This is a genomic window from Streptomyces roseifaciens, from assembly GCF_001445655.1.
Lineage (GTDB): Bacteria > Actinomycetota > Actinomycetes > Streptomycetales > Streptomycetaceae > Streptomyces > Streptomyces aureoversilis.
In genome coordinates, this window is sequence record NZ_LNBE01000006.1 from 12,672 (window position 1) to 39,451 (window position 26,780).

At 70.3% G+C, this 26,780-nt stretch carries 25 protein-coding genes and 1 tRNA gene; 13 read left to right on the top strand and 13 right to left on the bottom strand.

Going from position 1 to position 26,780, the window contains the following annotated elements:
* Positions 1 to 162 precede the first annotated feature (162 nt).
* Together AS857_RS34060 and AS857_RS34065 are read left to right on the top strand one after the other, a co-directional pair.
* The gene (locus AS857_RS34060; protein WP_058047343.1) at positions 163 to 690 is read left to right on the top strand and encodes a peptidylprolyl isomerase; all 528 of its coding nucleotides are present in this window, start codon (positions 163 to 165) and stop codon (positions 688 to 690) included.
* A gap of 118 nt (positions 691 to 808) precedes the next feature.
* On the top strand, positions 809 to 1,684 hold the full coding sequence (locus AS857_RS34065; protein ID WP_079110913.1) for a rhomboid family intramembrane serine protease: 876 nt from the start codon (positions 809 to 811) through the stop codon (positions 1,682 to 1,684).
* A gap of 247 nt (positions 1,685 to 1,931) precedes the next feature.
* Here the strand turns inward: AS857_RS34065 and crgA are convergent, their stop codons facing one another.
* Positions 1,932 to 2,186 carry a cell division protein CrgA gene (gene crgA / locus AS857_RS34070; RefSeq protein ID WP_058047345.1) on the bottom strand — a complete coding sequence of 85 codons (255 nt, stop codon included), beginning with the start codon at positions 2,184 to 2,186 and terminating at the stop codon, positions 1,932 to 1,934.
* Between the two features lie 155 nt (positions 2,187 to 2,341).
* Between crgA and AS857_RS34075 the strand changes: the two genes are divergently transcribed.
* From AS857_RS34075 to AS857_RS34095, 6 genes are all read left to right on the top strand, one after another.
* On the top strand, positions 2,342 to 3,106 hold the full coding sequence (locus tag AS857_RS34075; RefSeq protein WP_058047346.1) for a DUF881 domain-containing protein: 765 nt from the start codon (positions 2,342 to 2,344) through the stop codon (positions 3,104 to 3,106).
* Between the two features lie 42 nt (positions 3,107 to 3,148).
* Entirely contained in the window at positions 3,149 to 3,988 is an 840-nt protein-coding gene (locus AS857_RS34080) for a class E sortase (RefSeq protein ID WP_058047347.1), read from the top strand.
* A gap of 72 nt (positions 3,989 to 4,060) precedes the next feature.
* Positions 4,061 to 4,237, top strand: coding sequence for a hypothetical protein (locus AS857_RS40525; RefSeq protein ID WP_168092637.1), 177 nt, complete (start codon positions 4,061 to 4,063; stop codon positions 4,235 to 4,237).
* Positions 4,234 to 4,872, top strand: coding sequence for an aminodeoxychorismate/anthranilate synthase component II (locus tag AS857_RS34085; protein ID WP_058047348.1), 639 nt, complete (start codon positions 4,234 to 4,236; stop codon positions 4,870 to 4,872). Before AS857_RS40525 ends, AS857_RS34085 begins: the two co-directional genes overlap by 4 nt.
* Positions 4,869 to 5,711, top strand: a complete 843-nt coding sequence (locus AS857_RS34090; protein WP_420824003.1) for a class E sortase — start codon at positions 4,869 to 4,871, stop codon at positions 5,709 to 5,711. The genes AS857_RS34085 and AS857_RS34090 overlap by 4 nt, the downstream gene beginning before the upstream one ends.
* A 48-nt stretch (positions 5,712 to 5,759) precedes the next feature.
* Complete coding sequence (locus AS857_RS34095) at positions 5,760 to 6,446, top strand: class E sortase (protein ID WP_058047349.1); 687 nt, start codon at positions 5,760 to 5,762, stop codon at positions 6,444 to 6,446.
* A gap of 166 nt (positions 6,447 to 6,612) precedes the next feature.
* Here AS857_RS34095 and pknB read toward each other — a convergent pair whose 3' ends face one another.
* The 6 genes from pknB to AS857_RS34125 all read right to left on the bottom strand — a co-directional run bounded on the left by pknB (position 6,613) and on the right by AS857_RS34125 (position 14,778).
* The gene (gene pknB, locus AS857_RS34100) at positions 6,613 to 8,649 is read right to left on the bottom strand and encodes a Stk1 family PASTA domain-containing Ser/Thr kinase (RefSeq protein ID WP_058047350.1); all 2,037 of its coding nucleotides are present in this window, start codon (positions 8,647 to 8,649) and stop codon (positions 6,613 to 6,615) included.
* A 161-nt stretch (positions 8,650 to 8,810) separates the two neighbouring features.
* A complete protein-coding gene (locus AS857_RS34105; protein ID WP_058047351.1) occupies positions 8,811 to 10,265 on the bottom strand; it encodes a penicillin-binding transpeptidase domain-containing protein in 1,455 nt (484 codons plus the stop codon).
* The gene (locus AS857_RS34110; RefSeq protein WP_058047551.1) at positions 10,262 to 11,704 is read right to left on the bottom strand and encodes an FtsW/RodA/SpoVE family cell cycle protein; all 1,443 of its coding nucleotides are present in this window, start codon (positions 11,702 to 11,704) and stop codon (positions 10,262 to 10,264) included. The genes AS857_RS34105 and AS857_RS34110 overlap by 4 nt, the downstream gene beginning before the upstream one ends.
* Before the next feature lie 40 nt (positions 11,705 to 11,744).
* Positions 11,745 to 13,292: a Stp1/IreP family PP2C-type Ser/Thr phosphatase gene (locus tag AS857_RS34115; RefSeq protein ID WP_079110942.1), complete on the bottom strand. Its 1,548-nt coding sequence runs from the start codon at positions 13,290 to 13,292 to the stop codon at positions 11,745 to 11,747.
* Positions 13,293 to 13,367: 75 nt separating this feature from the next.
* Entirely contained in the window at positions 13,368 to 13,910 is a 543-nt protein-coding gene (locus tag AS857_RS34120) for an FHA domain-containing protein FhaB/FipA (protein WP_058047352.1), read from the bottom strand.
* Between the two features lie 10 nt (positions 13,911 to 13,920).
* The gene (locus AS857_RS34125; RefSeq protein WP_058047353.1) at positions 13,921 to 14,778 is read right to left on the bottom strand and encodes an FhaA domain-containing protein; all 858 of its coding nucleotides are present in this window, start codon (positions 14,776 to 14,778) and stop codon (positions 13,921 to 13,923) included.
* Positions 14,779 to 15,163: 385 nt separating this feature from the next.
* Between AS857_RS34125 and AS857_RS34130 the strand changes: the two genes are divergently transcribed.
* Both AS857_RS34130 and AS857_RS34135 read left to right on the top strand, forming a co-directional pair.
* A tRNA-Leu gene (locus tag AS857_RS34130) sits at positions 15,164 to 15,247 on the top strand.
* A 173-nt stretch (positions 15,248 to 15,420) separates the two neighbouring features.
* The gene (locus tag AS857_RS34135) at positions 15,421 to 16,197 is read left to right on the top strand and encodes a PIN domain-containing protein (protein ID WP_144440921.1); all 777 of its coding nucleotides are present in this window, start codon (positions 15,421 to 15,423) and stop codon (positions 16,195 to 16,197) included.
* Between the two features lies 1 nt (position 16,198).
* On the opposite strand, the gene AS857_RS34140 is transcribed toward AS857_RS34135, so the two are convergent.
* The 6 genes from AS857_RS34140 to AS857_RS34165 form a co-directional block, all read right to left on the bottom strand.
* Complete coding sequence (locus tag AS857_RS34140) at positions 16,199 to 16,516, bottom strand: helix-turn-helix domain-containing protein (RefSeq protein WP_058047355.1); 318 nt, start codon at positions 16,514 to 16,516, stop codon at positions 16,199 to 16,201.
* A 250-nt stretch (positions 16,517 to 16,766) separates the two neighbouring features.
* A complete protein-coding gene (locus AS857_RS34145) occupies positions 16,767 to 18,017 on the bottom strand; it encodes an MFS transporter (protein WP_079110915.1) in 1,251 nt (416 codons plus the stop codon).
* Positions 18,018 to 18,093: 76 nt separating this feature from the next.
* Positions 18,094 to 19,143: a 2-oxoacid:ferredoxin oxidoreductase subunit beta gene (locus AS857_RS34150; protein ID WP_058047356.1), complete on the bottom strand. Its 1,050-nt coding sequence runs from the start codon at positions 19,141 to 19,143 to the stop codon at positions 18,094 to 18,096.
* Positions 19,136 to 21,082, bottom strand: coding sequence for a 2-oxoacid:acceptor oxidoreductase subunit alpha (locus tag AS857_RS34155; RefSeq protein ID WP_058047357.1), 1,947 nt, complete (start codon positions 21,080 to 21,082; stop codon positions 19,136 to 19,138). Before AS857_RS34155 ends, AS857_RS34150 begins: the two co-directional genes overlap by 8 nt.
* 129 nt (positions 21,083 to 21,211) lie before the next feature.
* On the bottom strand, positions 21,212 to 22,180 hold the full coding sequence (gene rfbB, locus AS857_RS34160) for a dTDP-glucose 4,6-dehydratase (RefSeq protein ID WP_058047358.1): 969 nt from the start codon (positions 22,178 to 22,180) through the stop codon (positions 21,212 to 21,214).
* Positions 22,177 to 23,256, bottom strand: a complete 1,080-nt coding sequence (locus AS857_RS34165; protein WP_058047359.1) for a glucose-1-phosphate thymidylyltransferase — start codon at positions 23,254 to 23,256, stop codon at positions 22,177 to 22,179. The genes rfbB and AS857_RS34165 overlap by 4 nt, the downstream gene beginning before the upstream one ends.
* Positions 23,257 to 23,399: 143 nt before the next feature.
* Between AS857_RS34165 and AS857_RS34170 the strand changes: the two genes are divergently transcribed.
* The 3 genes from AS857_RS34170 (at position 23,400) to AS857_RS34180 (ending at position 26,765) form a co-directional block, all read left to right on the top strand.
* Entirely contained in the window at positions 23,400 to 24,242 is an 843-nt protein-coding gene (locus tag AS857_RS34170; RefSeq protein WP_058047360.1) for a class I SAM-dependent methyltransferase, read from the top strand.
* 161 nt (positions 24,243 to 24,403) lie between these two features.
* Positions 24,404 to 25,537 (top strand): nucleotide disphospho-sugar-binding domain-containing protein, encoded by a 1,134-nt coding sequence (locus tag AS857_RS34175; protein ID WP_058047361.1) that lies wholly within the window; start codon positions 24,404 to 24,406, stop codon positions 25,535 to 25,537.
* 70 nt (positions 25,538 to 25,607) lie between these two features.
* Positions 25,608 to 26,765 (top strand): DegT/DnrJ/EryC1/StrS family aminotransferase, encoded by a 1,158-nt coding sequence (locus AS857_RS34180; protein ID WP_058047362.1) that lies wholly within the window; start codon positions 25,608 to 25,610, stop codon positions 26,763 to 26,765.
* Positions 26,766 to 26,780 lie beyond the last annotated feature (15 nt).

The window sequence follows — 26,780 nt, forward strand, 5'->3', positions numbered from 1 at the left end:
ACGTGCGGGCGGGCATCCGGGTCATCGGGGGACGGAGCGGGTGGGGACCCGGCTCGACCATGCCACGGTTCGGCGCGGCGCGCGGGCGTTTGCCCGCTACTCGCCGCGATCCCGTCCGTGCGAGGATCGGTAGCCGTCAGTGAAGACTATGGAAGGTAGATCGTGGCCGAGCAGCTTTACGCCACCCTGAAGACCAACCAGGGCGACATCGAGATCCGGCTCCTGCCGGACCACGCCCCGAAGACGGTCGCCAACTTCGTGGAGCTCGCCAAGGGCGAGCGCGCGTGGATCAACCCCGAGACGGGTCAGAAGACCACGGACAAGCTGTACGACGGCACGGTCTTCCACCGTGTCATCGAGGGCTTCATGATCCAGGGCGGCGACCCGCTGGGCAACGGCACCGGCGGCCCGGGCTACAAGTTCGCGGACGAGTTCCACCCGGACCTGTCCTTCAACAAGCCCTACCTGCTGGCCATGGCCAACGCCGGCCCGGGCACCAACGGCTCGCAGTTCTTCATCACCGTGTCGCCCACCACGTGGCTGACCGGCAAGCACACCATCTTCGGCGAGGTCTCCAGCGAGGCCGGCAAGAAGGTCGTGGACGCCATCGCCACCACCGACACCAACCCGCGCACCGACCGTCCGGTGAACGACGTGGTCATCGAGTCGGTCGTCATCGAGACCCGCTGACGGCGGACTCACGCTCCCTCGTCACGCCACGGGGGAACCCGGCGCCCCGCTCGTCCGTATGACGGGCGGGGCCGCGCGTCCCGGACAGGCCCGCCCACCACCGGCGCAAGGGGAACGCATGAACGACCAGGCCGTCGGCTGTTACCGGCATCCCGACCGGGAGACGGGCATCCGCTGCACCCGCTGCGAGCGGCCCATCTGCCCGGAGTGCATGGTGAGCGCGTCGGTCGGGTTCCAGTGCCCGGCCTGCGTCGCCGGCGGCTCCGGCACGGGGCACGCGCCGCAGGCCAGTGCTCCGCGCACGCTCGCGGGCGGCACCCACACGGCCGACCCCCGGCTGGTCACCAAGATCCTCCTGGGGATCAACGTCGCCCTGTGGATCGCGGTCATGGCCACCGGCGACGGCCTGCTGGACGATCTCGAACTGTTCGGGCGCGCCGTGCTCGGCGGCGAGCCCCAGGGCGTCGCCGAAGGCCAGTGGTACCGCCTGCTGACGTCGATGTTCCTGCACCAGGCGCCGATGCACATCGCCTTCAACATGCTCTCGCTGTGGTGGATCGGTCCCCCGCTGGAGGCGGCGCTGGGCCGGGCCCGCTATCTGGCGCTGTACCTGCTGTCCGGTCTGGGCGGCGCCGCCCTGACCTTCGTCGTCGCCGATCCCCGCCAGCCCTCGCTCGGCGCGTCGGGGGCGGTCTTCGGCCTGCTGGGCGCCACGGCGGTGCTGATGCGGCGGCTCAACTACGACATGCGCCCGGTCGTGGCGCTGCTCGTGCTCAACCTGATCTTCACCTTCACCTGGAGCAACATCGCCTGGGAGGCCCACATCGGCGGTCTGGTGGTGGGCACCGCCGTGGCCTACGGGATGGTGCACGCGCCCCGGGAGAAGCGGACGCTGGTCCAGGGGCTGACCTGCGGCCTGACGCTGCTGGTGATCGTCGCCGCGGTGGTCGTGCGGACGGCGACGCTGCCCGCGCTCACCGTGTTCCCGGGCTGACCGGGCTGACCGGGCGGTGGGTTGTCCACAGCGGGTACGGAATCTTGTGCATGGCGTGGGGAACACGTGTCCGTCCGTGCACACAGCTGCGTTTCCGCTGGTGGGCGGGGGCGCCCCAGGGCACCCCGCGCTGCCGACCAGTCACACCGGCGTCAACCCCGGGGAAGTTATCCACAGATCTTCTGAGTTTTTCCCCACTGTGGACGAGGGTGTGGATAACTCCTCGGAAGGCTCCCCGGAAGGCTTGCTACTTCCACTGCGTGGAGACTACGAACCCCGCTGCGATAAAGCCGAAACCGACCACAATGTTCCAGTTGTGGAGGGACTCCACGGGCATGTCACCGCTGGTCACGTAGAAGATGACGATCCAGGCCAGCCCGATCAGGAACATCGCCAGCATCAGCGGCGCCACCCAGCCCCGACCACTGCTGAGCTTGATGGTCTGCTGCTTCGCCGGCGGCGGCGTGAAGTCGTCCTTCTTGCGGATCCGTGACTTCGGCACGAGGAACTCTCCTGTCGATGCGCTGCGTGACCGCGCTGGGGAACAAGGCAAATGTACAAAGGGCTGGTCCGAGGCGGCGAGCGGCGGGAACGCCACCTTTCCCCGGGCGTCCGTTAGCGTAGTGCTTCCGTGGCGCCGGAGAGGATAAGGGTACGTTGAGTAATTCTGCGGACTCCACCAGCAGGCCGTCCCGGCGCTTCAAGCCCGTCCGGCTGCTGACCGGGGCCGTCTTCGCGCTGGCCGGTCTCATCTTCTGGATGAGCTTCAACACCGCCCACGGCACCAACATCCGCACCGACGACTCCATGCTCCGGCTCTCCGACCTCATCCAGGAGCGCAGCCGCAAGAACGCCGGTCTGGACGAGAGCGCCGCGGCCGCCCGCGCCCAGGTGGACGCCCTCGCCCGGCGCGACAACGGCAACACCGCCGCCCAGAACAAGAAGCTCGCCGACCTCGCGGCGGCCGCCGGCACCACGCCGATCAGCGGCTCGGGCCTGACCGTCACCCTCACCGACGCCCCGCCCAACGCCACGGCCAGGATCCCCGGCGTGCCGCAGCCGCAGCCCAACGACCTGGTCATCCATCAGCAGGACCTCCAGGCCGTCGTCAACGCCCTCTGGCGGGGCGGCGCCAAGGGCATCCAGGTCATGGACCAGCGGCTGATCTCCACCAGCGCCGTCCGCTGCGTCGGCAACACCCTGATCCTCCAGGGCCGCGTCTACTCCCCGCCCTACAAGGTGACGGCCGTCGGCGACCGCGGCGTGCTGCGCAAGGCGATCGACTCCTCCCCCGCGATCCAGAACTACCTCCAGTACGTGAACGCCTACGGGCTCGGCTGGAAAGTCGACCAGCACGACGCGGTGACTCTTCCCGGTTACTCGGGCACAGTGGACCTCCACTACGCCAAGCCCCTGGCGTGACCCCTGTGGTGGGTGACGCCACGACCCGGGAGGGGGCCCGCGGTGAGGCCCAGGACCGTCGTCCGCACCCTCAGCGAACTGTGCGTCACCACCGGCACCCTGCTCGTCCTCTTCGTCGTCTACGTCCTCTACTGGACGGGCGTGCGCGCCGACAGCGCCATGGACCGGGAGCTCAGCCGCCTCCAGGACCGGTGGTCGGGCGGCGCAGCGGTCACGGCCGGGGCCCCTGAGGCGCCTGTGCCGGGGGAATCGTCCGGAGAGCCGGCCGAAGGGCCCGGGGAGACCGGCCGGCCGCCTGACAGGCCCGCAGCGCCCTCCGCACAGCCCCCGCCGCCGCAGCGCCCGCACCCCGCGCCGGGCGGCGCGGGCGCAGGGCAGGCCGCGCCCGCGCGGCAGCAGGCCGCACCCGCCCGCCCAGGCGAGGCCTTCGCCGTCATGTACATCCCCCGCTTCGGCGCCGGCTGGGCCAAACCCGTCCTCGAGGGCACGGGCACCGGGCTCCTCAAGAAGGGCCTCGGCCACTACGAGCGGACGGCGCGCCCCGGCGGGACCGGCAACTTCGCGGTCGCCGGGCACCGCCGCACCTACGGCGACCCGTTCAAGGACCTCGACGAGCTGCGCCCGGGCGACGCCGTGGTGGTGGGCGACGGCACGACGTGGTTCACGTACCGCGTCGACCGCCGCCCGTACCGCACCCGGCCCGACGACACCGGCGTCATCGACCCCGTCCCCGCAGGCTCCGGCTTCCGCGGTCCCGGCCGCTATCTGACCCTCACCACCTGCGAACCGGAGTGGGGCCACAGCCACCGGCTGATCGTCTGGGCCCACCTCGACGCGACCTCGCCCGCGGCGCGGGGCCGACCCGGGGCTTTGTCCGGCTGACCCCCTCGGACCCCGCCCGCCCCTTAGTCTGGTGCTGCAATTTCGACTACGTCATCGGCAAGTGGGGACGGCATGTACGGCTGGATCTGGCGGCATCTGCCGGGCAACGCGTGGGTGCGGACACTGATCTCGCTGGTTCTCGTACTGGCGGTCGTCTACGCCCTCTTCCAGTACGTTTTCCCCTGGGCGGAACCGCTGCTGCCGTTCAACGACGTGACGGTCGACAACGGAATGGCGGTCAACCAGTGAGTGCGCGCATCCTCGTCGTGGACAACTACGACAGCTTCGTCTTCAACCTCGTCCAGTACCTCTACCAGCTAGGCGCCGAGTGCGAGGTGCGGCGCAACGACGAGGTCGAGCTCGGCCACGCCCAGGACGGCTTCGACGGCGTCCTGCTGTCCCCCGGGCCGGGAGCGCCGGAACAGGCGGGCGTGTGCATCGACATGGTGCGGCACTGCGCGCAGCACGGCATCCCCGTCTTCGGGGTCTGCCTGGGGATGCAGTCCATGGCCGTCGCGTACGGCGGCGTGGTCGGGCGGGCGCCCGAGCTGCTGCACGGCAAGACGTCGCTGGTGACGCACGAGGGCGCGGGCGTCTTCCAGGGCCTCCCCTCGCCCTTCACCGCCACCCGCTACCACTCCCTGGCCGTCGAGCGCGAGCACTGGCCGGACGAGCTGGAGATCACCGCCTGGACGGAGTCGGGCATCGCGATGGGCCTGCGCCACCGCGACCTGCCGGTCGAGGGCGTGCAGTTCCACCCCGAGTCCGTGCTCACCGAGTGGGGCCACCGGATGCTCGCCAACTGGCTGGTCGCCTGCGGTGACACCACGGCCGTGGAGCGATCGGCGGGCCTGGCCCCGGTGGTGGGCAAGGCCGGGGCGTGACCACGCCCCCGCGGGTCGTATCGCAGCCCCTGCCGCCCGAGGACCGGGCGACCATGGAGCTGCGCAGGGTGGAGGTGCCGTCCCAGGCGGCGCCCCGGCCCGTACGGACCGGGGGGCGTGCCGCGCGGCGGCATGCGGCCCGGCGGGCGCGCAGGGGCAGTCTGGGCGTGCGGCTGTGCCGTTTCACGGGCGAGCTGTTCATCACGGCCGGCCTGGTGATGCTGCTGTTCGTGGCCTACCAGCTGTGGTGGACGAACGTCCGCGCCCTGCAGCAGGCCGGCGGGGCCGCCCACCACCTGCAGAGCCGCTGGGACGAGGAGGAGCAGGGCGCCGACCGGGACGCCGGGGCGTTCTCGCCCGGCGAGGGCTTCGCGATCGTCTACATCCCGGCGCTGGACGTGAAGGCCCCGATCGCCGAGGGCGTCGGCAAGCAGAAGATCCTCGACCGCGGCATGGTCGGCCACTACGGGGAGGGTCCCCTCAAGACCGCGATGCCGTGGGACGAGAAGGGCAACTTCGCCCTCGCGGGGCACCGCAACACCCATGGCGAACCGTTCCGCTACGTCAACCGCCTGAAGCCCGGCGACAAGATCGTGGTGGAGACGCGCAGCGCCTTCTACACGTATGAGATGACGAGCCGTCTGGAGCAGACCCCACCGGCGAACGTCGGGGTCATCTCCCCTGTCCCCGCCGGCTCCGGCTTCCGCGGCCCCGGCCGCTACATCACGCTCACCACCTGTACCCCCGAGTTCACCAGTACCTACCGCCTGATCGTGTGGGGCAAGATGGTCGACGAGCGGCCCCGGAGCAAGGGAAAGCCGGATGCGCTCGTCAACTGAGACACGCGGGAAACGCGGGAAGAACAGCGAAGCGGGGGACGAACGTCTGTGGCACGGACTGACCGGGGACGGGGGCGCCTCGCCGTCGCCGTGAGCGTCATCGGCGAACTGCTGATCACGGCGGGCGTGGTCATGGCCCTCTTCGTCGTCTACTCCCTGTGGTGGACGAACGTCCTCGCCGACCGCGAGGCGAAGCGCCAGGGCCACGCGGTGCGCAACACCTGGGCGAAGCAGGGCCCGGGCGCCCTCGACACCAAGGACGGCATCGGCTTCCTGCACGTGCCGGCGATGAGGAACGGCGAGGTCCTGGTCAAGAGCGGCACCGCCACCGACGTCCTCAACGAGGGCGTCGCCGGCTTCTACCGCTCCCCGGTGAAGGCCGCCATGCCCTGGGACAAGCAGGGCAACTTCACCCTGGCCGCCCACCGGGACGGGCACGGCGCGAAGTTCCACAACATCGACAAGGTGAGGACCGGCGACCGGGTCGTCTTCGAGACGCGCGACGTCTGGTACGTCTACAAGGTCTACGCGGAGCTGAAGGAGACCTCGAAGTACAACGTCCAGGTCCTCGACCCGGTCCCGAAGGAGTCCGGCGTCACCAAGCCGGGCCGCTACCTGACCCTGACGACCTGCACGCCGGTCTACACCTCCGACTACCGCTACATCGTCTGGGCGGAGCTGGAGCGTACGGAGAAGGTCGACGCGGAGCGCACGAAGCCGCGCGAGCTGCGCTAGGCCTTTCCCCGAAGCCAGGTTCGGCACCGCCGGGCCGCGCCGTCGTGGTGGCCCGCCGCGGCGGCGGAAGAAAATGCCCGCCGCCACGGCGAAGTGCCACAACGGCGAGGGTCCGGCGGAAGAAGCACCCCGCCGGACCCTCGGTTCTGCCTGAACGCCGGAGGCGCTAGTGGCGGCGGCCGCCGATGAAGCCGCCTCCGATGAAGCCCGTGTCGCCGGTGGTGCCCTGGTCACCGCCGGGGGTGCCGGGGGTGCCCGTGTCACCGCCCGGGAGGCCCGCCGTGGTCGTCACGTCGACCGGGGAGTTCTTGGCGACCTGGGTGCCCGGCATCGGGTTCGTGGTCTGCACGACGGCGTTGTCGTCCTGCGGGCCCATGATGTTGCCGACCTTCAGGCCCGCGCCCTCGATCTCCTTCTTGGCGTCCTTGAGCTTGTGCGTCAGCACGCCCGGCACCGCGACGTTCTGCGAGCCCTTGGCCACGGTCAGGGTGACCGTGGAGCCCTGGGCGGCCTGGGTGTTGCCGTCGGGGCTCTGCTTGGTGACCGTGCCCGGGGCCTGTCCGGGGGCGTCCTCCTCGGTCACCGACACCTTGAAGCCGTTGTCCTGCAGCTGCTTCTTCGCGGCCTCGACGTTCTGGCCCACCACGGACGGCACCGTCTTGGTCGGCTTGGACTCCGCGACGGTCAGGGTGACCTCGGAGCCCTTCTCGGCCTTGGTGTCGCCCTTGGGGTTCTGCGAGAGGACCGTGCCCGCGGTGACGCCGTCGGTCACCTTGGTCTTGGTGCTGACCTGGAAGCCCTTGCCCTCCAGGATCTGCCGGGCGTTCTCCAGCTGCTTCTCGGTGACGTCCGGGACCTCGACCTTGGCCGCGCCCTCGGACACCTTGACCTTGACCTCGCCGCCGCGGTCGATCTTGCCGCCGCCCGTCGGGTCCTGCTCGCAGATCTTGCCCTTGGGCTGCTCGCAGGTGGCCGTGCCGTTCTCGACGACCTTGAAGTCGCCGTTGACGCCCTGCTGCTGAGCATCCTTCAGCGTCTGTCCGACGAGGTTGGGCACCGACACCTTGGAGGCGTTGTTGCTGCCGCTGAAGAGCGACTTGCCGATGAAGATCGCACCGACCAGCACCAGCACGCCCGCGAGGATCAGCAGGATCGTCGACAGGTTGCTCTTCTTGCCGCCGCCTCCGCCGCGCCGCCGGCCGCTGCCGTCGTCGTAGCCGCCGTACCCGCCGTCGTCGTCGCGGACGGGCGGCAGCATGGAGGTCTGACCCGGGCCCTGCTGCGGGGCCTGGGGGCGGAGCATGGCCGTCGGGGCGTCCGCGCCGTAGCCCACGACGCCCATGGAGGCCGTGGCGGCGACGGGCTGGCCCTCCAGGGCCGCCTCGATGTCGGCGCGCATCTCGTCGGCCGACTGGTAGCGGTAGTCCGGGTCCTTGGCCAGCGCCTTGAGGACGATGGCGTCCATCTCGGGCGTGATCTCGGGGTCGTGGACGCTCGGCGGGTTCGGCTCTTCCCGCACGTGCTGGTAGGCGACGGCCACGGGGGAGTCGCCGATGAACGGCGGCCGCACGGCCAGCAGCTCGTAGAGCAGGCAGCCGGTCGAGTAGAGGTCCGAGCGCGCGTCGACCTGCTCGCCCTTGGCCTGCTCCGGGGAGAGGTACTGGGCGGTGCCGATCACGGCCGCGGTCTGCGTCATCGTCATGCCGGAGTCGCCCATGGCGCGGGCGATGCCGAAGTCCATGACCTTGACCTGGCCGGTGCGGGTCAGCATGACGTTCGCCGGCTTGATGTCGCGGTGGACGATGCCGGCCCGGTGGGAGTACTCCAGCGCCTGCAGGACGCCGATGGTCATCTCCAGCGAACGCTCGGGCAGCAGCTTGCGCCCGGAGTGCAGCAGCTCGCGCAGCGTCGACCCGTCCACGTACTCCATGACGATGTACGGGATCGAGACGCCGTCGACGTAGTCCTCGCCGGTGTCGTAGACGGCGACGATCGACGGGTGGTTGAGCGAGGCGGCCGACTGGGCCTCACGGCGGAACCGGGCCTGGAAGGACGGGTCGCGGGCGAGGTCCACCCGCAGCGTCTTCACGGCGACGGTGCGGCCGAGCCGGGTGTCGTGGGCGAGGTAGACCTCGGCCATGCCACCGCGGCCGAGCACCGAGCCCAGCTCGTACCGGCCGCCGAGGCGACGCGGCTCTTCCATAGCTCCAGCCCTTCCGTTTTCCTGACCGCACCTTCACTACGTCCGGCGGTGTGCTGTCCGGCATACCGTACCCGGCACGTCGCGCCCCTTCCGGCCGCGACGGCCACCTGATACACGACCGGTACCGTCACCCGCGTCGCCGGACGCGGAGGTGAGCGGCCTCACTTCGAGGTGCTGAGCACCGCCTCCATGACCTTCTTCGCGATCGGCGCGGCGAGCGCGCCACCGGCGATGTCGTCACGCATCGTGTCCGAACCCTCGATCACGACGGCGACCGCGACGGGAGAGCCGTTGGCGCTCTTGGCGTAGGAGATGAACCAGGCGTACGGGTTCTCGCTGTTGGCCACGCCGTGCTGAGCGGTTCCGGTCTTGCCGCCGACCGTGACACCGGGGATCCGGCCGTTCTTGCCGGTGCCGTCGTTGACCACCGTCTCCATGGCCGACTGCAGCTTCCGGGCGGTGTCCCGCGACATCGCCTGGGACAGCTCCTTCGGCTGGTGCGTCTCGATCACGTTGAGGTTGGGGGCGCGCACCTTGTCGACCATGTACGGCTCCATGAGCTTGCCGTCATTGGCGACCGCGGCGGCCACCATGGCCATCTGCAGCGGCGTGGCGCGGTTGGAGGCCTGACCGATGCCGTCCATGGCGTTCTGCGGACGGTTGTCCTTGGGGTAGATGCTCTGGGCGGCGCGCACGGGGGTGTCGAGCTTGTCGTTGTTGTAGCCGAACTTCTGCGCCTGCTCCATCATCTTCTTGTTGCCGAGGTCGGCGCTGACCTTGCCGAAGACGGTGTTGCAGGACCACTGCATGGCCACCCGCAGCGAGGCGTCCTTGCAGGGGATGTCCCCCTCGTTCTTCAGCGGGGTGACCGTGTCCGGCAGCGTCCAGGGCAGCGGCGAGTCCGTCTTGGAGTCGACGTCCTTGTACAGCCCGTTCTCCAGGGCCGCAGCGGCCGTCACGACCTTGAAGGTCGAACCCGGCGGGTAGGTCTCGCGCAGCGCCCGGTTGAGCATGGGCTTGTTCTTGTCGCCGTCCAGCGACGTCCATTCCTTGCCGTCGTTGGCGCCCGCGATCTTCGACGGGTCGTAGGACGGCGTGGACGCCAGGGCGAGGATCTTGCCGGTGCGCGGGTCGATGGCCGCGACGGCGCCCTTCTTGTCGCCCAGGCCCTCGAAGGCGGCCTTCTGGGCCTTGCTGTTCAGGGTGGTGATCACGTCACCGCCCTTCTTCCCCTTGCCCGTGAGCATGTCGACGGTGCGGTTGAAGAACAGGCGGTCGTCGTCGCCGATGAGGACGCTGTCGTACAGCTTCTCCAGCTGGGTGGCGCCGTAGACCTGCGAGGAGCGGCCGGTGACGGGCGCCCACATGGCGCCGTCGTTGTACGTCCGCTTGTACTTGAAGTCCACGCCGCCGGTCTCCACGGAGCCGGTGATGGCCTGGCCGTCCACGATGATGTTGCCGCGGGGCTGGCTGTAGCGGGCGATGTCGACGCGGCGGTTGTTCTTGTGCGTCTTGAGGTCGTCCGCCTGGACGAACTGCAGCCAGTTGTCCCGCAGCAGCAGGGCCAGAACGAGGAGGCCGCAGAAGATCGCGATCCTGCGTACGGGCTTGTTCACGGGCGGACCACCTGGGTCATCTCGGCGTCTGTGGACGGGGCGGGGGCCGGGGCCGGACGCCGCGCCGTGTCGCTGATCTTTATCAGGATGGCGATCAGCGCCCAGTTGGCGATCACGGACGAACCGCCCTGGGCGAGGAACGGCATGGTCATACCGGTCAGCGGGATGAGGCCCATGACACCGCCCGCCACGACGAAGACCTGGATGCCGAAGGCGGCGGCGAGGCCGGTGGCGAGCAGCTTGCCGAAGGGGTCGCGGGCGGCGAGGGCCGTCCGCATGCCGCGCTCCACGATCAGGCCGTAGATCAGCAGGATCGCCATGGCGCCGGCCAGTCCGAGCTCCTCGCCGTAGGAGGCGAAGATGAAGTCGGAGTTGGCGGCGAACTGGATCAGGTCGGAGGCGCCCTGGCCCCAGCCGGTGCCGAAGACGCCGCCGGAGCCGAAGGCGAACATGGCCTGGGCGATCTGCTCGGTGGTGGCCCAGGACGGGCGCGGGTTGTCGTAGACCGCGAAGGGGTGCAGCCAGGCCATCACTCGGACCTTGACGTGCGGCTCGACGGAGCCGACGACGGCCGCGCCGCCCGCCGACATCAGCAGACCGAAGACGATCCAGCTGGTGCGCTCGGTGGCGACGTACAGCATGACGACGAACATGCCGAAGAACAGCAGCGACGAGCCCAGGTCGGTCTCGAAGACGAGGATGACGAGGCTGAGCGCCCAGACGGCGAGGATCGGGCCGAGGTCGCGGCCGCGGGGCAGGTAGAGCCCCATGAAGCGGCGGCTGGCCAGGGCCAGGGCGTCCCGCTTCACCATCAGGTAGCCGGCGAAGAAGATCGCCAGGATGATCTTCGCGAACTCACCGGGCTGGATGGAGCCGAGGCCGGGGATCGTGATCCAGATCTTGGCGCCGAACTTCCCGGGGAAGAACACCGGGGCGACCAGCAGGATCAGCGCGACCACCATCGAGATGTAGGTGTAGCGCTGCAGGATGCGGTGGTCCTTGAGGAAGATGATCACACCGACGAACAGTGCGATGCCCAAGGCCGAGAACATCAGCTGGTTGGGGGCGGAGGCCTGGAAGGTGAAGCCCTGGGCCTTGGCCAGGCGCGCCAGGCGCTCCGACTGGTCCAGCCGCCAGATCATCACGAGGCCGAGCCCGTTGAGCAGGGTGGCCAGCGGCAGCAGCAGCGGGTCGGCGTACTTGGCGAACTTGCGCACGACCAGGTGGCCGACGCCGCCGAGCAGGCCGAGGCCCAGCCCGTAGCCGAGCATGCCGGAGGGCATCTCGCCGTTGAGCGCGAGGCCGACGTTGGCGTAGGCGAAGCACGGCAGGATGACGGCGAACGCGAGCAGGGCGAGCTCGGTGTTGCGCCGGCTGGGCGGGCCCACGGTGCTGATCGTGGTCGTCGCGGTCGTGTTGCTGCCCGCGCTGGATGGCATGGATGGCATGGCTGACATGAGTTGATGGCCCCCTACGGCTTCACTGCTGAGCGCTGCACTGCGGGACCAACTTCTGCTCTTCCTCGGTGAGGGTGGGGACCGGGCTGGGCACCGGGCTTGCCTGGGCGGAGAGGCCGGTGGCTCCCGGCTTGGCGTCGGTCTTCGGGTCCTTGGGGTCCTTGGGGAGGTCGCCCACGGCACCGCCGGCCCGGTCGCCGCTCTGCTTCTCCTTCTCCCGCTGCTGCTGCTCGGCCTTGCGCCGCTCGTCTTCCTTCTTGCAGGCGCCGGCGAGCAGGGCGAGGTCCTTGGCCTTCTGCTCCGCCTTCTCGCGGCTGTCGAGGGCGATGGTGTCCTCGACGCGGCTGCGCTGGTCGACGGGCAGGTACTTGAGTTCGATCTCGGGGTGGTCCCGGTAGAGCTTGCTCAGGCTGACCCACGCCAGGTCCTGGTTGATGCCCTGGTAGACCGCCACGTGGTTGTTGTCCTTGGCGCCCACGTAGTACTGGGTCTGGGTCCAGCTGTAGCCGCCGTAGAGGCCGCCCGCGACGACGCCGAGGACGACGGCGAGGATCAGCGACCGCTTGAGCCACCGGCCGCGCCCGGGCTCCTTGACGAAGTCCTCGTCCATGAAGGCGCCGAACGAGCCGTCCGGTGTGCCGCCCATGCCGCCGTCGCCGCTGCCGGGCGGGCCGAAGGCGCCGCCGGGCTGCTGCACCGGCGCGGGCCGGTTGGCGCGGGCGTGCTCGGCGGCCCGCCCGGCCGGGGTCTGCATGGCGCCGTCGACGCCCATCTGCAGCTGGTTCTCGGCGACCGCGCCGACGATCACCGGCGTGTCGTTGAGCTGCTGGGCGAGGGTGTCGCCGCCGTCGACGTCGAGGACGTCGGCGACGATGCAGGTGATGTTGTCGGGACCGCCGCCGCGCAGGGCGAGCTGGATCAGCTCCTGGACCGTCTCGTGGGGGCCCTGGTAGCTGGCGAGGGTCTCCTCCATCGTCTGGTGGCTGACGACGCCGGACAGGCCGTCGGAGCAGATCAGATAGCGGTCGCCCGCGCGGACCTCGCGGATCGAGAGGTCGGGCTCGACGTGGTCGCCACTGCCCAGCGCGCGCATCAGCAGGGAGCGCTGCGGGTGGGTGGTGGCCTCCTCCTCGGTGATCCGGCCCTCGTCCACCAGCCGCTGCACCCAGGTGTGGTCCTGGGTGATCTGGGTGAGGACGCCGTCGCGCAGCAGGTACGCGCGGGAGTCGCCGACGTGCACGAGGCCGAGCCGCTGGCCGGTCCACAGCAGGGCGGTCAGGGTCGTGCCCATGCCCTCCAGCTGGGGGTCCTCCTCGACCATCACGCGCAGCTGGTCGTTGGCGCGCTGCACGGCGGTGCCGAGGGAGGTCAGGATGTCCGAGCCGGGGACGTCGTCGTCGAGCTGGACGAGGGTGGAGATCACCTCGGAGCTGGCGACCTCGCCCGCGGCCTGGCCGCCCATGCCGTCGGCGATGGCGAGCAGGCGCGGGCCGGCGTAACCGGAGTCCTCGTTGCCCTCCCGGATCATGCCCTTGTGCGATCCGGCGGCGAAGCGCAGTGACAGACTCATGCGCACCTCGCCCGTCGGCTCCGGGTACAGCCCCTTCCCAGCCACGCTGCCCACCCTCCGGTCGTCATGGTCCTACTACTTCCGCAGCTCGATGACGGTCTTGCCGATGCGGATCGGCGCGCCGAGCGGGATCGGGGTCGGGGTGGTCAGCCGCGTGCGGTCGAGATACGTGCCGTTGGTCGAACCCAGGTCCTCGACGATCCACTGGCCGTCGCGGTCGGGGTAGATCCTGGCATGCCGGCTGGAGGCGTAGTCGTCGTCCAGCACGATCGTGGAGTCGTGGGCGCGTCCCAGCGAGATGGTCTGGCCCTGGAGGGCGACCGTGGTGCCCGTGAGGGAGCCCTCGGAGACCACGAGCTTGGTGGGGGCGCCGCGGCGGCCCCGGTCCGCGCGCCGGTCGGCCCGGCGCCCGCCCGCCTGCTGCTGGCGCTGCTGCGGGGGCGCGGTCTGGGCCTGCGCGCGCTGCGGCTGCCGCTCGGGACCGCCCCGGCGGGAGCCACGCTGGGTGACCCGGGTGCCGAAGAGATCACTGCGGATGACCTGTACGGCCACGATCACGAACAGCCACAGTACGGCGAGGAAACCCAACCGCATGACCGTGAGGGTCAGCTCTGACATTGCCCCCGCTTCACCCTTCGGCTTGCCGATAAACGATGGTGGTGCTGCCCACGACGATCCGTGAGCCGTCGCGGAGCGTAGCGCGAGTGGTGTGCTGTCCGTCCACCACGATGCCGTTGGTCGACCCCAGGTCCTGAATGGTCGCGGGGGTGCCGACGCGGATTTCGCAGTGCCGGCGCGAGACGCCGGGGTCGTCGATCCGTACGTCCGCCTCGGTGCTGCGGCCCAGCACGAGGGTGGGTCGGGAGATCTGGTGCCGGGTGCCGTTGATCTCGATCCAGCGCCGGGTCTGGGCTCCGGGCACGCCTGCCGCGGGACCCTGGCCGCCCGTGCGCGGCGCGGGCCGGCCCGGGGGCGTGGAGGGCGGCGGCGACGCGGGCATGGGCGGCAGCCCGGACGGCGGTGCCGGATAGCCCGCGCCGTGCGTGGCGGGGCCGCCCGGGCGCGCCGGACCGGGGCGTGCGCTCTGCTGGCCTTGGTGCTCCTGCGACTCGCTGGCGGCGAGGGTGCGGCTGCGCACCCGGTACAGCCCGGTGTCGAGGTCGTCCGCCTTCTCCAGGTGGACCTTGATGGTCCCCATGAAGGTGTACCGCTGCTGCTTGGCGTAGTCGCGGACCATGCCGGAGAGCTCATCGCCGAGCTGTCCCGAGTACGGGCTGAGCCGCTCGAAGTCCGGGGTGCTCAGCTCCACGATGAAGTCGTTCGGGACGACGGTGCGGTCACGGTTCCAGATGGTGGCGTTGTTGTCGCACTCGCGCTGCAGCGCGCCGGCGATCTCGACCGGCTGCACCTCGGACTTGAACACCTTGGCGAAGGTGCCGTTCACGAGACCCTCGAGACGCTGCTCGAAGCGCTTCAGTACTCCCACGGGGCACCTCCTTCCCTCAGTGACGTTCCTGATGCTCGGTGTCGTTCCTGATACTGCTTACTGATCGTATCCACGCGTTGGGGAAACGGCCGGTTCCCCTTCGGGGCCAGGAGTGACGAGTGTCGCCCCGGCCTGCCCGGCGCGCCCCTTCCCGTCCCCTTCATTAGGGATCGTAGAGGCGGCCGGGAGCCAGTGTCCCGCAACCGGCGGGGTCCCCACCGGTCCCGGCGGCCCGGCACGGCTCCCAGCGGCCCGGACCGGGGAGAACGAGTGTGAAGGCACCCGCCAAGGCGTGCTAATGTTCTCGATGTCGGAAGGCGAACGGCGCAGAACCGGAAGGGCAAGCCCCCCGGAAAAGCTTCGGAAGCCCGAGGACGACACCCATGCGCGGGTGGCGGAATAGGCAGACGCGCTGGATTCAGGTTCCAGTGCCCGAAAGGGCGTGGGGGTTCAACTCCCCCCTCGCGCACAGTGAGGACAGACCCCTCAGAGTGACTCACGTCACTCTGAGGGGTCTGTCTCGTTTTGCGCCGGCTTGAACCGGAAGAGCTTGGCCGGAACGTGGCGCGCCGTAGTGACCGGAGTGGGAACATCATTCTGTAGTCGCACCAGGGCGCTGTGTGATCCGGAGGGGGACGCGGGGTGACTGGTAACCAGACGTCCGTTCTTTCGGAGTGGATCCTGCCCGCCGCCGTCTGTGCGCCCGTGACCTGGGTGTGCCTCGTCCACCGCTTCCGCGGGCAGGGGCGGCTGCTGGGGACGGTCAGGTCGGTGTCCTCGGCGCTCGCCGTGGTCCTGTGGACCTCCGCGATGGCCGCGCTGGCCAGTGGCCTGCTGTTACCGCACGCCTCCAGCGTGCCGCCGGCGGCGGTCGGCGTCGTGGCGGGGGCGGGGCTGGTGCCCAAGAAGAGGACCGAGCAGGCCGAGCATCCGGTGATGGCGATTGTCACACTGGGACATTCGCTGCTGATCAACAGTCTGATGCTGCGCCTGCAGACCGACCGGGCCGAATGGTGCGCCCGGATGACCGGCGGTTTCGACAACTGCTGGGAGCTCGACGTCTTCGCCGACCGGGTCGCGCGGCACCTGAGGGCCCGCGTGGACGTCCCCGGGCGCACGCCCAAGGGCAAGAGCGGGCTGGTGACCTCGATCAGGGACCGGTACGAGGAGGTGCGGGCCGCGGTGCAGCAGGCGGACATCCTCGAGACCGAGATCGAGAAGGCCTGCAAGGACGAGCAGCGCGAGCGGACGCCCCAGGAGGCCGGGCGGATGCTGCGGGCGTTCGGCGAGGCCGAGCACCTCTGTGCGTATCTGCTGGAGCTGGCGCACGCCCACGGCAAGCGCAGCGACGACAAGAAGATCCTGGCACTACGGCGGCAGCACTTGTACGCAGCTGCCGCCGAGGTCCCGGCGCGCTGAGTCAGTGGTGGGTCTTGGCCAACGCGCGTGCTGCCGCGGGCCCCTGGCGCTCGGCCGAAGGCGAATCGGAGAAGGAGATCTCCATCCTCAGGTCGAGCGCATCGGCCACGGCGGCCAGCGAACGCATCGTCAGATTTTCGTCGCCGGAGAGGATTTGGCTCACCCGGCCCGGGGACACGCCCATGCTGTCCGCCAAGTCCTTGCGCGTCATGCCCCGTTCGGCGAGGAGGCCCGCCAGGGATGCCGTCGCGTGGCGGGCGAGCCGGGCCCCGGCCGCATCGGCCGTCCGTCCTTGATCGTGCCTGTCACGCCACGCCATGCCTACCCCCAGGAACAGAAATCACGGCGCCCTTGGGCGCCTTCCCAGATAGAGGATGCCACCTTTAGCGCTAACTAAAAGCCTGCTTCCGGCTAAAGATTGCTCTGTCGGCGGAGAGTTCACCCTTTGATCAATCTGTGACCAGGCGTGATACGGCAATCGGTCGATTCCGGCCAGACTTCGGCCCGTCCGCGGAAATGGGGTTGCGGACGGGCCGGAGGGGCGCCCGGGGCGGGGCGCCGGGCGCCGGTCAGCGCGCCGCCGTGCCCTCCTCGTCCGCCGGCTCCTTGGGTGCGGCGGACGGAGCCGCGGCGGGGGCCGGGTCCTTCAGGAGGAACAGCAGCAGGAACGACAGCGCGGCGATGCCGCCGGCGATGCGGAAGCCGGTGGCGATCGACGTCGCGCCGACGGCCGGGCCGATCACCAGCGGCGCGGCGAACTGACCGGTGAAGTTGGCCGTGCCCGACAGGGACGTGGCCTGGCCGCGCAGGGCGGGCGGCGCGGTCTCGCCGATCATCACGGCGAGCGCGGGCACGGACATGCCCATGCCGAGCCCGAACAGCGCCGGGGCCAGGACGATCAGCACCGAGTTGCCCGCGGTCCCGGCGACCAGGAAGGCGGCCACCCACAGGACGACGGAGACCCGCAGCAGCCGGATGTAGCCCAGGCTCTTCTTGATCTTCGCGTAGGCCAGGCCGACCAGGGTGCCGGCGACCGAGGTGCTCGTCGTGTACAGCGCGACCAGGAACGGCGTCTCGACGCCGAGCTGCGCGAGCCGCTGGGGCAGGAAGACGGCGAGGACGTAGAGCAGGAACGAGCTGGTGAGCGACAGGGCGTACAGGCCCAGCAGACGGGGGCGCGAGCGCAGCAGAGTGATCGTTCCGCCACCGCCGCCGGGACGCTTGGCGTTCAGGCTCTTGGGCAGGGTGAACATCATCGCGATGCCGACCGGGATGCCCAGCAGGTAGATCGCGAAGGGGCCGTGCCAGGAGATCCCGCCGAGCGCGCCGCCGAGCAGCGGCCAGATGATCCCCCCGACGCTGATGGCGACCGAGCGCCACCCCGCCACGCGGTCCCGCTCCGGCCCTTCGTAGAGAGCCAGCAGGGCCACCGTCGTACCGGCGAAGACCGCGGCCGCGCCCACGCCGAACGCGAAGCGGCTGATTATCAGCGCCGTGTACGAGGTGGTGACCAGCCCGGCGCCGCCCGCGACGCCGTACAGCAGGAGCCCGGCCACCAGGGGCGTCTTCAGCCCCCAGCGGTCGATCGTCCAGCCGACGAGCGGGCTGGCGATCGCCAGGGACAGGCCGTGGGCGGTGAGGATCAGACCGGCACCGGTGCCGCTGACCCCGAGCTCGCCGCGGATGACGCCCACGACGGGGGTGAGGATCGTGCCCGCCATGACGGTGAGGGTGGACGCGAGCAGGAGTACGGCCAGGGCGGCCCGGCCGCGTGAGGCGGGCGGGGACGCGGCGGGTGATGACGGGGTGGGTGATGCCATCGGCGGAACCTTAGCTACATGACGGGGGTGGATGGTGCCGGGCGGCTCATGGGAGCGCCCTCCGGGAGCTCTCGCGCTAACCGACGACAGTCCAGGTGTCGTTGCCCGAGAGGAGGCTGGTGAGGTCGCCCTTGCCGTACTGCTCGACGGCCGCTTCGAGCTGGTCGGCCATCTGGGTGTCGTAGACGGGGCGGCGGGTGCTGCGGAAGATGCCGATGGGGGTGCGGTGGAGGGTGTCGGGGTCGGCGAGGCGGGAGAGGGCGAAGGCGGTGGTGGGGGACGCGGAGTGGGCGTCGTGGACGAGGACGTCGGCCTCGTTGCCGGGGGTGATGGTGACGGCCTTCAGGTCGCCGGTGGCGGGGTCGCGGACGATGCCCTTGTCGTTGTCCGTGCCGAAGCGGATGGGTTGGCCGTGTTCCAGGCGGATGACGGCTTCCTTGGCCTGGTCGCGGTCCTTCAGCGGTTCGAAGGCGCCGTCGTTGAAGATGTTGCAGTTCTGGTAGATCTCGACGAGGGCGGTGCCGGGGTGTTCGGCGGCCTGTTGCAGGACTTCGGTGAGGTGCTTGCGGTCGGAGTCGACGGTCCGGGCGACGAAGGATGCTTCGGCGCCGAGGGCGAGGGAGACCGGGTTGAAGGGTGCGTCCAGGGAGCCCATGGGCGTGGACTTGGTGATCTTCCCCGTCTCGGAGGTGGGGGAGTACTGGCCCTTGGTGAGGCCGTAGATGCGGTTGTTGAACAGCAGGATTTTGAGGTTGACGTTGCGGCGGAGGGCGTGGATGAGGTGGTTGCCGCCGATGGAGAGGGCGTCGCCGTCGCCGGTGACGACCCAGACGGAGAGGTCGCGGCGGCTGGTGGCGAGGCCGGTGGCGATGGCGGGGGCGCGTCCGTGGATGGAGTGCATCCCGTAGGTGTTCATGTAGTACGGGAAGCGGGAGGAGCAGCCGATGCCGGAGACGAAGACGATGTTCTCTTTGGCGAGGCCGAGTTGGGGCATGAAGCCCTGGACCGCGGCGAGGATGGCGTAGTCGCCGCAGCCGGGGCACCAGCGCACTTCCTGATCGGACTTGAAGTCCTTCATGGACTGCTGGGCTTCGGCCTTGGGCACCAGCTTCAGTGCCTCAGTCATCGATGGCCTCCTTGAGCACGGTGGCGAGCTGCTCGGCCTTGAACGGCATGCCGCTGACCTGGGTGTAGGAGCGGACGTCGACCAGGTAGCGGGCCCGCAGGAGCGTGGCGAGCTGGCCGAGGTTCATCTCCGGCACGACGACGGTGTCGTAGGTCGCGAGCACGTCCCCGAGATTGGCAGGGAACGGGTTGAGATGGCGCAGGTGCGCCTGCGCGACGTGGCCGCCTTCCGCGCGGACGCGGCGGACGGCTGCGGTGATCGGTCCGTAGGTCGAGCCCCAGCCCAGGACGAGGGTGCGGGCCTGCCCGGAGGGGTCGTCGACGGTGAGGTCCGGCACCGCGACACCGTCGGTTTTGGCTTGGCGGGTGCGGACCATGAAGTCGTGGTTGGCGGGGTCGTAGGAGATGTTGCCCGTGCCGTCCTGCTTCTCGATCCCGCCGATGCGGTGTTCCAGTCCCGGTGTGCCCGGGACGGCCCACGGGCGGGCCAGGGTCTGCGGGTCACGCTTGTACGGCCAGAACACCTCCGTGCCGTCGGCGAGCGTGTGGTTGGGGCCGGTGGCGAACTGCACCCGAAGATCCGGCAGTTCATCCGCCTCGGGGATCCGCCACGGCTCCGAACCATTGGCGAGGTAGCCGTCGGAGAGCAGGAAGACGGGGGTGCGGTAGGCCAGGGCGATCCGGGCCGCATCCAGGGCCGCGTCGAAGCAGTCCGCGGGGGTTTTCGGGGCGACGATGGGCACCGGCGCTTCGCCGTTGCGCCCGTACATCGCCTGCAGCAGATCCGCCTGCTCGGTCTTCGTCGGCAGGCCGGTGGAGGGGCCGCCGCGCTGGATGTCGACGATCAGCAGCGGCAGCTCCAAGGACACCGCGAGCCCGATCGTCTCCGACTTCAGCGCCACACCCGGCCCCGACGTCGTCGTCACCGCCAGCGCACCACCGAACGCTGCACCGAGGGCGGCGCCGATGCCGGCGATCTCGTCCTCGGCCTGGAACGTCCGCACACCGAAGTTCTTGTGCCGGGAGAGTTCGTGCAGGATGTCGGAGGCCGGGGTGATCGGGTACGAGCCCAGATACAGCGGCAGGTCGGCCTGCCGGGCGGCGGCGATCAGGCCGTAGGACAGGGCCAGGTTCCCGGAGATGTTCCGGTACGTACCGGCCGGGAACGCGGCCGTCGCCGGAGCCACCTCATACGAGACGGCGAAGTCCTCCGTCGTCTCGCCGAAGTTCCAGCCCGCCCGGAACGCGGCCACGTTCGCCTCGGCGATCTGCGGCTTCTTCGCGAACTTCTTCCGCAGGAACGCCTCGGTACCCTCGGTCGGCCGGTGATACATCCACGACAGCAGGCCCAGCGCGAACATGTTCTTGCTGCGCTCGGCCTCCTTCCGCGACAGCCCGAAGTCCTTGAGGGCTTCGATCGTCAGCGTCGTCAGCGGCACCGGATGGACGTTGTAGGCATCCAGCGTGCCGTCGTCGAGGGGGCTGGTGTCGTAGCCGACCTTGGCCATGGCCCGTTTGGCGAATTCGTCGGTGTTGACGATGATCTCGCCGCCCCGGGGCACGTCCGCGAGGTTCGCCTTCAGTGCCGCCGGGTTCATCGCCACCAGCACATCGGGGGCATCTCCCGGCGTGAGGATGTCGTGGTCGGCGAAGTGCAGCTGGAACGAGGAGACGCCCGGCAGGGTCCCGGCAGGAGCCCTGATCTCGGCGGGGAAGTTCGGCAGGGTGGAGAGGTCGTTGCCGAACGAGGCGGTCTCGGAAGTGAAACGGTCACCCGTCAGCTGCATGCCGTCCCCGGAGTCACCCGCGAAACGGATGATCACCCTGTCCAGCCGGCGCACCTCCTTGGCCGGTGGGCCCGGCAGGCCCGGCGGCGGGCCCGGCGGGCCGGGCTCTGCGGACGGCGACGACGGGCCGGTGTGCCCCTCCGTGACGGACATCAGGACGTGCTCCAGGGTTGTGGCTGCTGCAGGGGTGAGTGCCGTCCTGCCACTCCTTCAGATGCCGCTCGAGGATCACTCGAGCGGCACTCGAAGGCGGTGGCATGGATTCCGCCAAGCCGTCCGTTCTCAGTCATCGAGCAGCGGCTTCCACCACTCCGGGTGGTCCACGTACCAGCCGACGACGCGCTTCAGGCCCTCGTCGAGCGTCCACTGCGGCGCGTAGCCGAGCTCGGCGCGGATCTTGTCGTCGTTGATCGCGTAGCGGAAGTCGTGGCCCTTGCGGTCCGGGACGTGCTGCACCTTCGACCAGTCGTGGCCGGTCAGGTCGAGCAGCCGCTCGGTCATCTCGCGGTTGGTCAGGGCGGTGGCGCCGCCGATGTTGTACGTCTCGCCCGCGCGGCCGGCCGTGAGGACGAGCTGGATGGCCCGGCAGTGGTCGTCGACGTGCAGCCACTCGCGGATGTTGGTGCCCTCGCCGTAGAGCGGCACCTGCTGTCCCTGCAGGAGGCGGGTGACGAACTGCGGGATGAGCTTTTCGACGTGCTGGTGGGTGCCGTAGTTGTTGGAGCACCGGGTGATGCGCACGTTGAGCTTGTGGGTGCGGTGGTAGGCGCGGGCGAGGAGGTCGCTGCCGGCCTTCGACGCGGAGTACGGGGAGTTGGGCAGCAGGGGCGACTCCTCGGTCCACGTGCCGGTGGCGATGGATCCGTAGACCTCGTCGGTCGACACGTGCACCACGTTGTCCACGCCGGTGTACAGACAGGCGTCGAGGACGCTCTGGGTGCCCAGGACGTTGCTGTGGACGAAGGCGACCGCGCCGTCGACGGAGCGGTCGACGTGGGACTCGGCCGCGAAGTGGACGACGGCGTCGTGGCCGGGGAGCAGCTGGCGCAGCAGGTCCTGGTTGCAGACGTCGCCGCGGACGAAGGTCAGCCGCGGGTCGTCCATCGGCAGGTTGTCCGTGTTGCCGGCGTAGGTGAGCTTGTCGATGACGGTGACGTGCGCGTCCTCGTAGCCGCGGTAGCCGCCGGAGAGCATGGTGCGGACGTAGTGCGAGCCGATGAAGCCGGCGCCGCCGGTGACGAGGACCTTCATGCCATTACCTCCGCGCGCGTGTGGTCACCGATGATCAGCCGGCTGCCCGATGTGGCCGTGACGGGCGCCTGGACCCGGGCCCAGCGGCCGATGACGCAGCTCTGCAGGTCGCGGACGTCCTTGATGGCGGCGCCCTCGAGGATGATGGAGTCCTCGACGCCGGTGTCCTCCAGGACGCAGTCGCGCCCCACGGCCGTGTACGGGCCGACGTTGCTGCCGGTGATGACGCTTCCGGCGCCGATCACGAGCGGGCCGGTGAGCCTGGACCGGACGACGCGGGCGCCCGGCCCGAGGACGACGGGCCCCTGCAGAATGCTTTCCGCATCGACCTCGGCGCCCTCGCGGTCGGCGGCGGTGCCGGCGATGCGGTCGAGGATCTCCCGGTTGCACTCCAGCAGGTCGTCGATCTTGCCGGTGTCCTTCCAGTAGCCCTCGTACTCGCGGGCGGTGACCGTCCGGCCCGCGTCCACCAGGTGCTGGATGGCGTCGGTGATCTCCAGTTCGCCGCGGGCGCTGGGCTCGATGGCGCGCACCGCCTCGTGCACGGCGGCGGTGAAGAAGTACACGCCGATGACGGCGAGGTCGCTGCGCGGCGCGCTCGGCTTCTCCACGAGGGCGAGCACCCTGGAGTCGGCGTCGACCTCGGCCACGCCGTACTGGCGCGGGTCCTCCACCTTGGTGACCAGCACCTGGGCGTCGGGGCGGCGCTCGCGGAAGGCCTCGGCGGCCTCGGCGATGCCGTCGGCCAGGACGTTGTCCCCCAGGTACATCACGAAGTCGTCGTCGCCGAGGAAGCCGGCGGCGAGGGCCACGCAGTGCGCGAGCCCGAGCGGGGCCTCCTGGCGGATGTAGGTGAGGCGCAGCCCGAGCTGAGAGCCGTCTCCCACCGTGGCCTCGATCTGCGCCGCGTGGCCGCCGACGATGACGCCCACGTCCTCGATGCCGATGTCCCGCAGGTTTTCCAGGCAGTGCACCAGGACGGGTTTGTTCGCCACTGGGACCAGTTGTTTCGCCATCGAGTAGGTGAAGGGCCGCAGCCGCGTACCTTCGCCACCGGACAGGACCAGTGCTTTCATGGGTTCCCCAGAAATTCTCGCAAGGAGACAGGATCGGGGACAACGTGGTCGACCGCGCTCGACTCCGATTCGAGTCACCGTCGAACTAATGTTGACAACTTCTCTCCCCGTCGCGGTCGATGAGGACGAGGAGCTGAGGATCCATGGCGGAGCAGACGCAGGAGCAGCAGGCGCAGGCCCTGTCGCCGGACGAGGTCGGCGAGGTCTACGACGAGAAGGGCTGGCTCTGGGAGATCTTCATGGGCCAGAACCTGCACATCGGCTGGTGGGACGACGAGGCTCCGGAGACCGACCCGAAGGACCGGCTCACGGACGTCCTCATCGAGCAGGTCGGGCTGCGGTCCGGGCAGCACCTCCTGGACATCGGCTGCGGCCAGGGCCGCCCGGCGCTGCGGCTGGCCGAGGCCAGTGGCGGTGAGGTCACCGGCATCACGGTGAGCGCGGAGCAGGTCGCGGCCGGCACGGAGGCGGCGGCCGGGGCGGGCCTCGCGGACCGGGTGCGGTTCGCGCTGGCGGACGTGTCGGAACTGCCCTACGCGGACGGCGAGTTCGACGCGGCCTGGGCGATGGAGTCGCTGATGTACCTGGGCGACCGGCCCGCCGCGCTGCGCGAGATCGCGCGGGTGCTCAAGCCCGGCGGGGTGTTCGTGCTGTCCGACTACGTCGAGTCGGCCGAACTGGACGAGGAGTGGCGCAAGGTCCTGCTGGAGGGCTTCACGGTGGGCTCGCTGCCGACCGCGGACCAGTACGTCGAGATGATCGCCGGGGCGGGGCTGGCCGTCGAGCGGAACTTCGACGCGACCGCGCACCTGCGGCGCTCCGCGGCGCGGATCGACCAGCTCGTGGCGGACAACTACGACAAGGTCGTGGAGAAGGGCGGGCTGCAGTTCGCCGAGGAGTTCAAGGAGATGATCGGCCGGGTCTCGAAGCTGGAGCGGGACATGCTCGGCTACTCGGTGATCACGGTCCGCAAGCCGCTCGCCTGAGCCGCGGACTCCTTGCCGCTCGCCCGGGCAGCCGAGGGCCCCTTGCCGCTCGCCCGGGCCGCGGGTCCCCTGCCGTTCCGCCCGGGCCCCGGACCCCGGCGGAACGGGCCCGTCGAGCCGCCGTCGAGCAGGGTTCGAGGCCCGGTTCCAACGATGACCGCATGAAGATTCTCTTTGTTGCGGGAGGCACCTCCGGGGTGATCTTCGGCATCGTCCCGCTGGCCCAGGCCGCCCGCAACGCCGGGCACGAGGTCTTTATGGCCGCCCCCGAGAACATGATGGCGACCATCACGGGCGCCGGGATCCCCGGCGTCCCGGTCTCCGACGTGCCGATGATGGATCACCTCGTCGACCGGCGCGGCATCCGCGTGCCCATCCCCGAGGATCTTCACGAGCGCTACATCTTCAACGGGCGCACGTTCGGCCGCTACGCCGCCGCCTGCCTGGACGGCCTGCTGTCCCTGGTGGCGGACTGGCGTCCGGACGTCGTCGTGGGCGGGGCGCTCGCCTTCGCCGCGCCGCTGATCGCCGGGCACCTGGGCGTGCCGTACGTGAAGCAGGCCATCGACATGGGCGAGCCGCGCACGATCGACCTCGCGGCCGCCGCCGAGCTGGGCCCGGAGCTGGAGCGGCTCGGCATGTACGAGATGCCGCGCACGGATCTGTTCGTCGACATCTGTCCGCCCAGCCTGCGGCCCTCCGACGCGTTGCCCGCGCAGATGATGCGCTACGTGCCGTTCGCCACCCAGATGCCGGTCGAGCCGTGGATGTACACCAAGGGCGACCGGCCGCGGGTGCTGGTGTCGGCCGGCAGCCGGGTCACCCCGGAGTCCGACTTCGACATCCTCAGCGGCCTGGTCGACAAGGTCGGCAAGCTGGACGTAGAGCTGCTCATCGCCACGCCCGAGGCGGTCGCGGAGAAGCTGCGGCCGCTGCCGGACCACGTGCGGGCCGGCTGGATCCCGCTGCACCTGGTGGCCCCGACGTGCGACCTCGTCGTCCACCACGCGGGCGGCAACACGACGATGGGCTACCTCTCGTACGGCGTCCCCCAGGTGCTGGTGCCCTACCTGCCCTACTGCGTCGACTACTCGACGCGGCTCAGCGCGTACGGGGCCGCGACGATGATCGACCCCGCCGACGACAGCGCCGAGAACATCGCGCGCGTCTGCGCCGAGATGCTGGCCACCCCCTCCTACCGCGAGCGGGCCGCGGAGCTGGCCGCCGAGGTGTCCGCGCTGCCCACGTCCGCCGACGCGGTGCGGGCGATCGAGCGGCTCGCCGCCGCGGCCTGACCCCCGTACGCCCGCCACCGCACGCGTCCGTGCCACTTCGCGCCACATCGACTCCCAGGGGTACTACCAAATGATCAATCTCTTCCAGCCGCAGGTCGGTGACGCGGAACTCGCCGCCGTGGCCGAGGTGTTCGACAGCAAGTGGCTCGGGCACGGGCCGCGCACGAAGGCCTTCGAGGCGGCGTTCGCCGAGCGCCTCGGGGTCGCCCCGGAGCACGTCCTGTTCGTCAACTCCGGTACGGCCGGGCTGTTCCTGGCGCTCGAGGTCCTCGACCTGGCCGAGGGCGACGAGGTCGTCATCCCGTCCATGAGCTTCCTCGCGGCCGCCAACGCCATCGTCTCCACCGGCGCGACGCCCGTCTTCTGCGACGTCGACCCGCGGACGATGAACCCCACCTGGGAGCACATCGAGGCCGCGGTCACGCCGCGCACCAAGGCGGTCGTGGTGCTGCACTACGGCGGCTGCCCGGGCGACGTCGTGGAGATCGCCGAGCGCTGCCGGGAGCGGGGCCTCGCCCTGGTCGAGGACTCGGCCTGCTCGGTGGACTCCCGCGTGGACGGGCGTGCCGCCGGCTCCTTCGGCGACCTGGCCATGTGGAGCTTCGACGCCGCGAAGGTGCTGGTCACGGGCGACGGCGGGATGCTCTACGTACGGGACGCCGAGCGCGCGCAGCGGGCCCGCCGGCTCGCGTACCACGGGCTCGTGCAGGCCACCGGCCTCGCCTACGCGAAGGTCTCGCACCGCTGGTGGGAGCTGGAGGTCCCCGAGGTGGGCCGGCGCGTCATCGGCAACGACCTGACGGCCGCGATCGGCCTGGTGCAGCTCGGGCGGCTGCCGGAGTTCACCGGCCGGCGCAAGGAGATCGTCGCCCTGTACGACCGCGAACTCGCCGGTGTCGAGGGCGTGCGGACGCCTCCGCCGCTGCCGGCCGGGCACGAGTCCTCGCACTACTTCTACTGGGTGCAGATGGACGCGCGGATCCGCGACCAGGTCGCCTCCGACCTGCTGGCCGCCGACATCTACACGACCTTCCGCTACGCGCCGCTGCACAAGGTGCCCACCTACAAGTCCGGCGCCGAGCTGCCGGGCACCGAGCAGGCGTCCGGCGAGACCCTGTGCCTGCCGATCCACCCGGGGCTCGCCGACGCGGACGTGCTCACCGTGGTGGCGGAGCTGCGCAAGGCGATCGAGACGCGCACCCGGGACCTGGCCCCGGCCGCGGGCTGACCGGACGGGAGACCA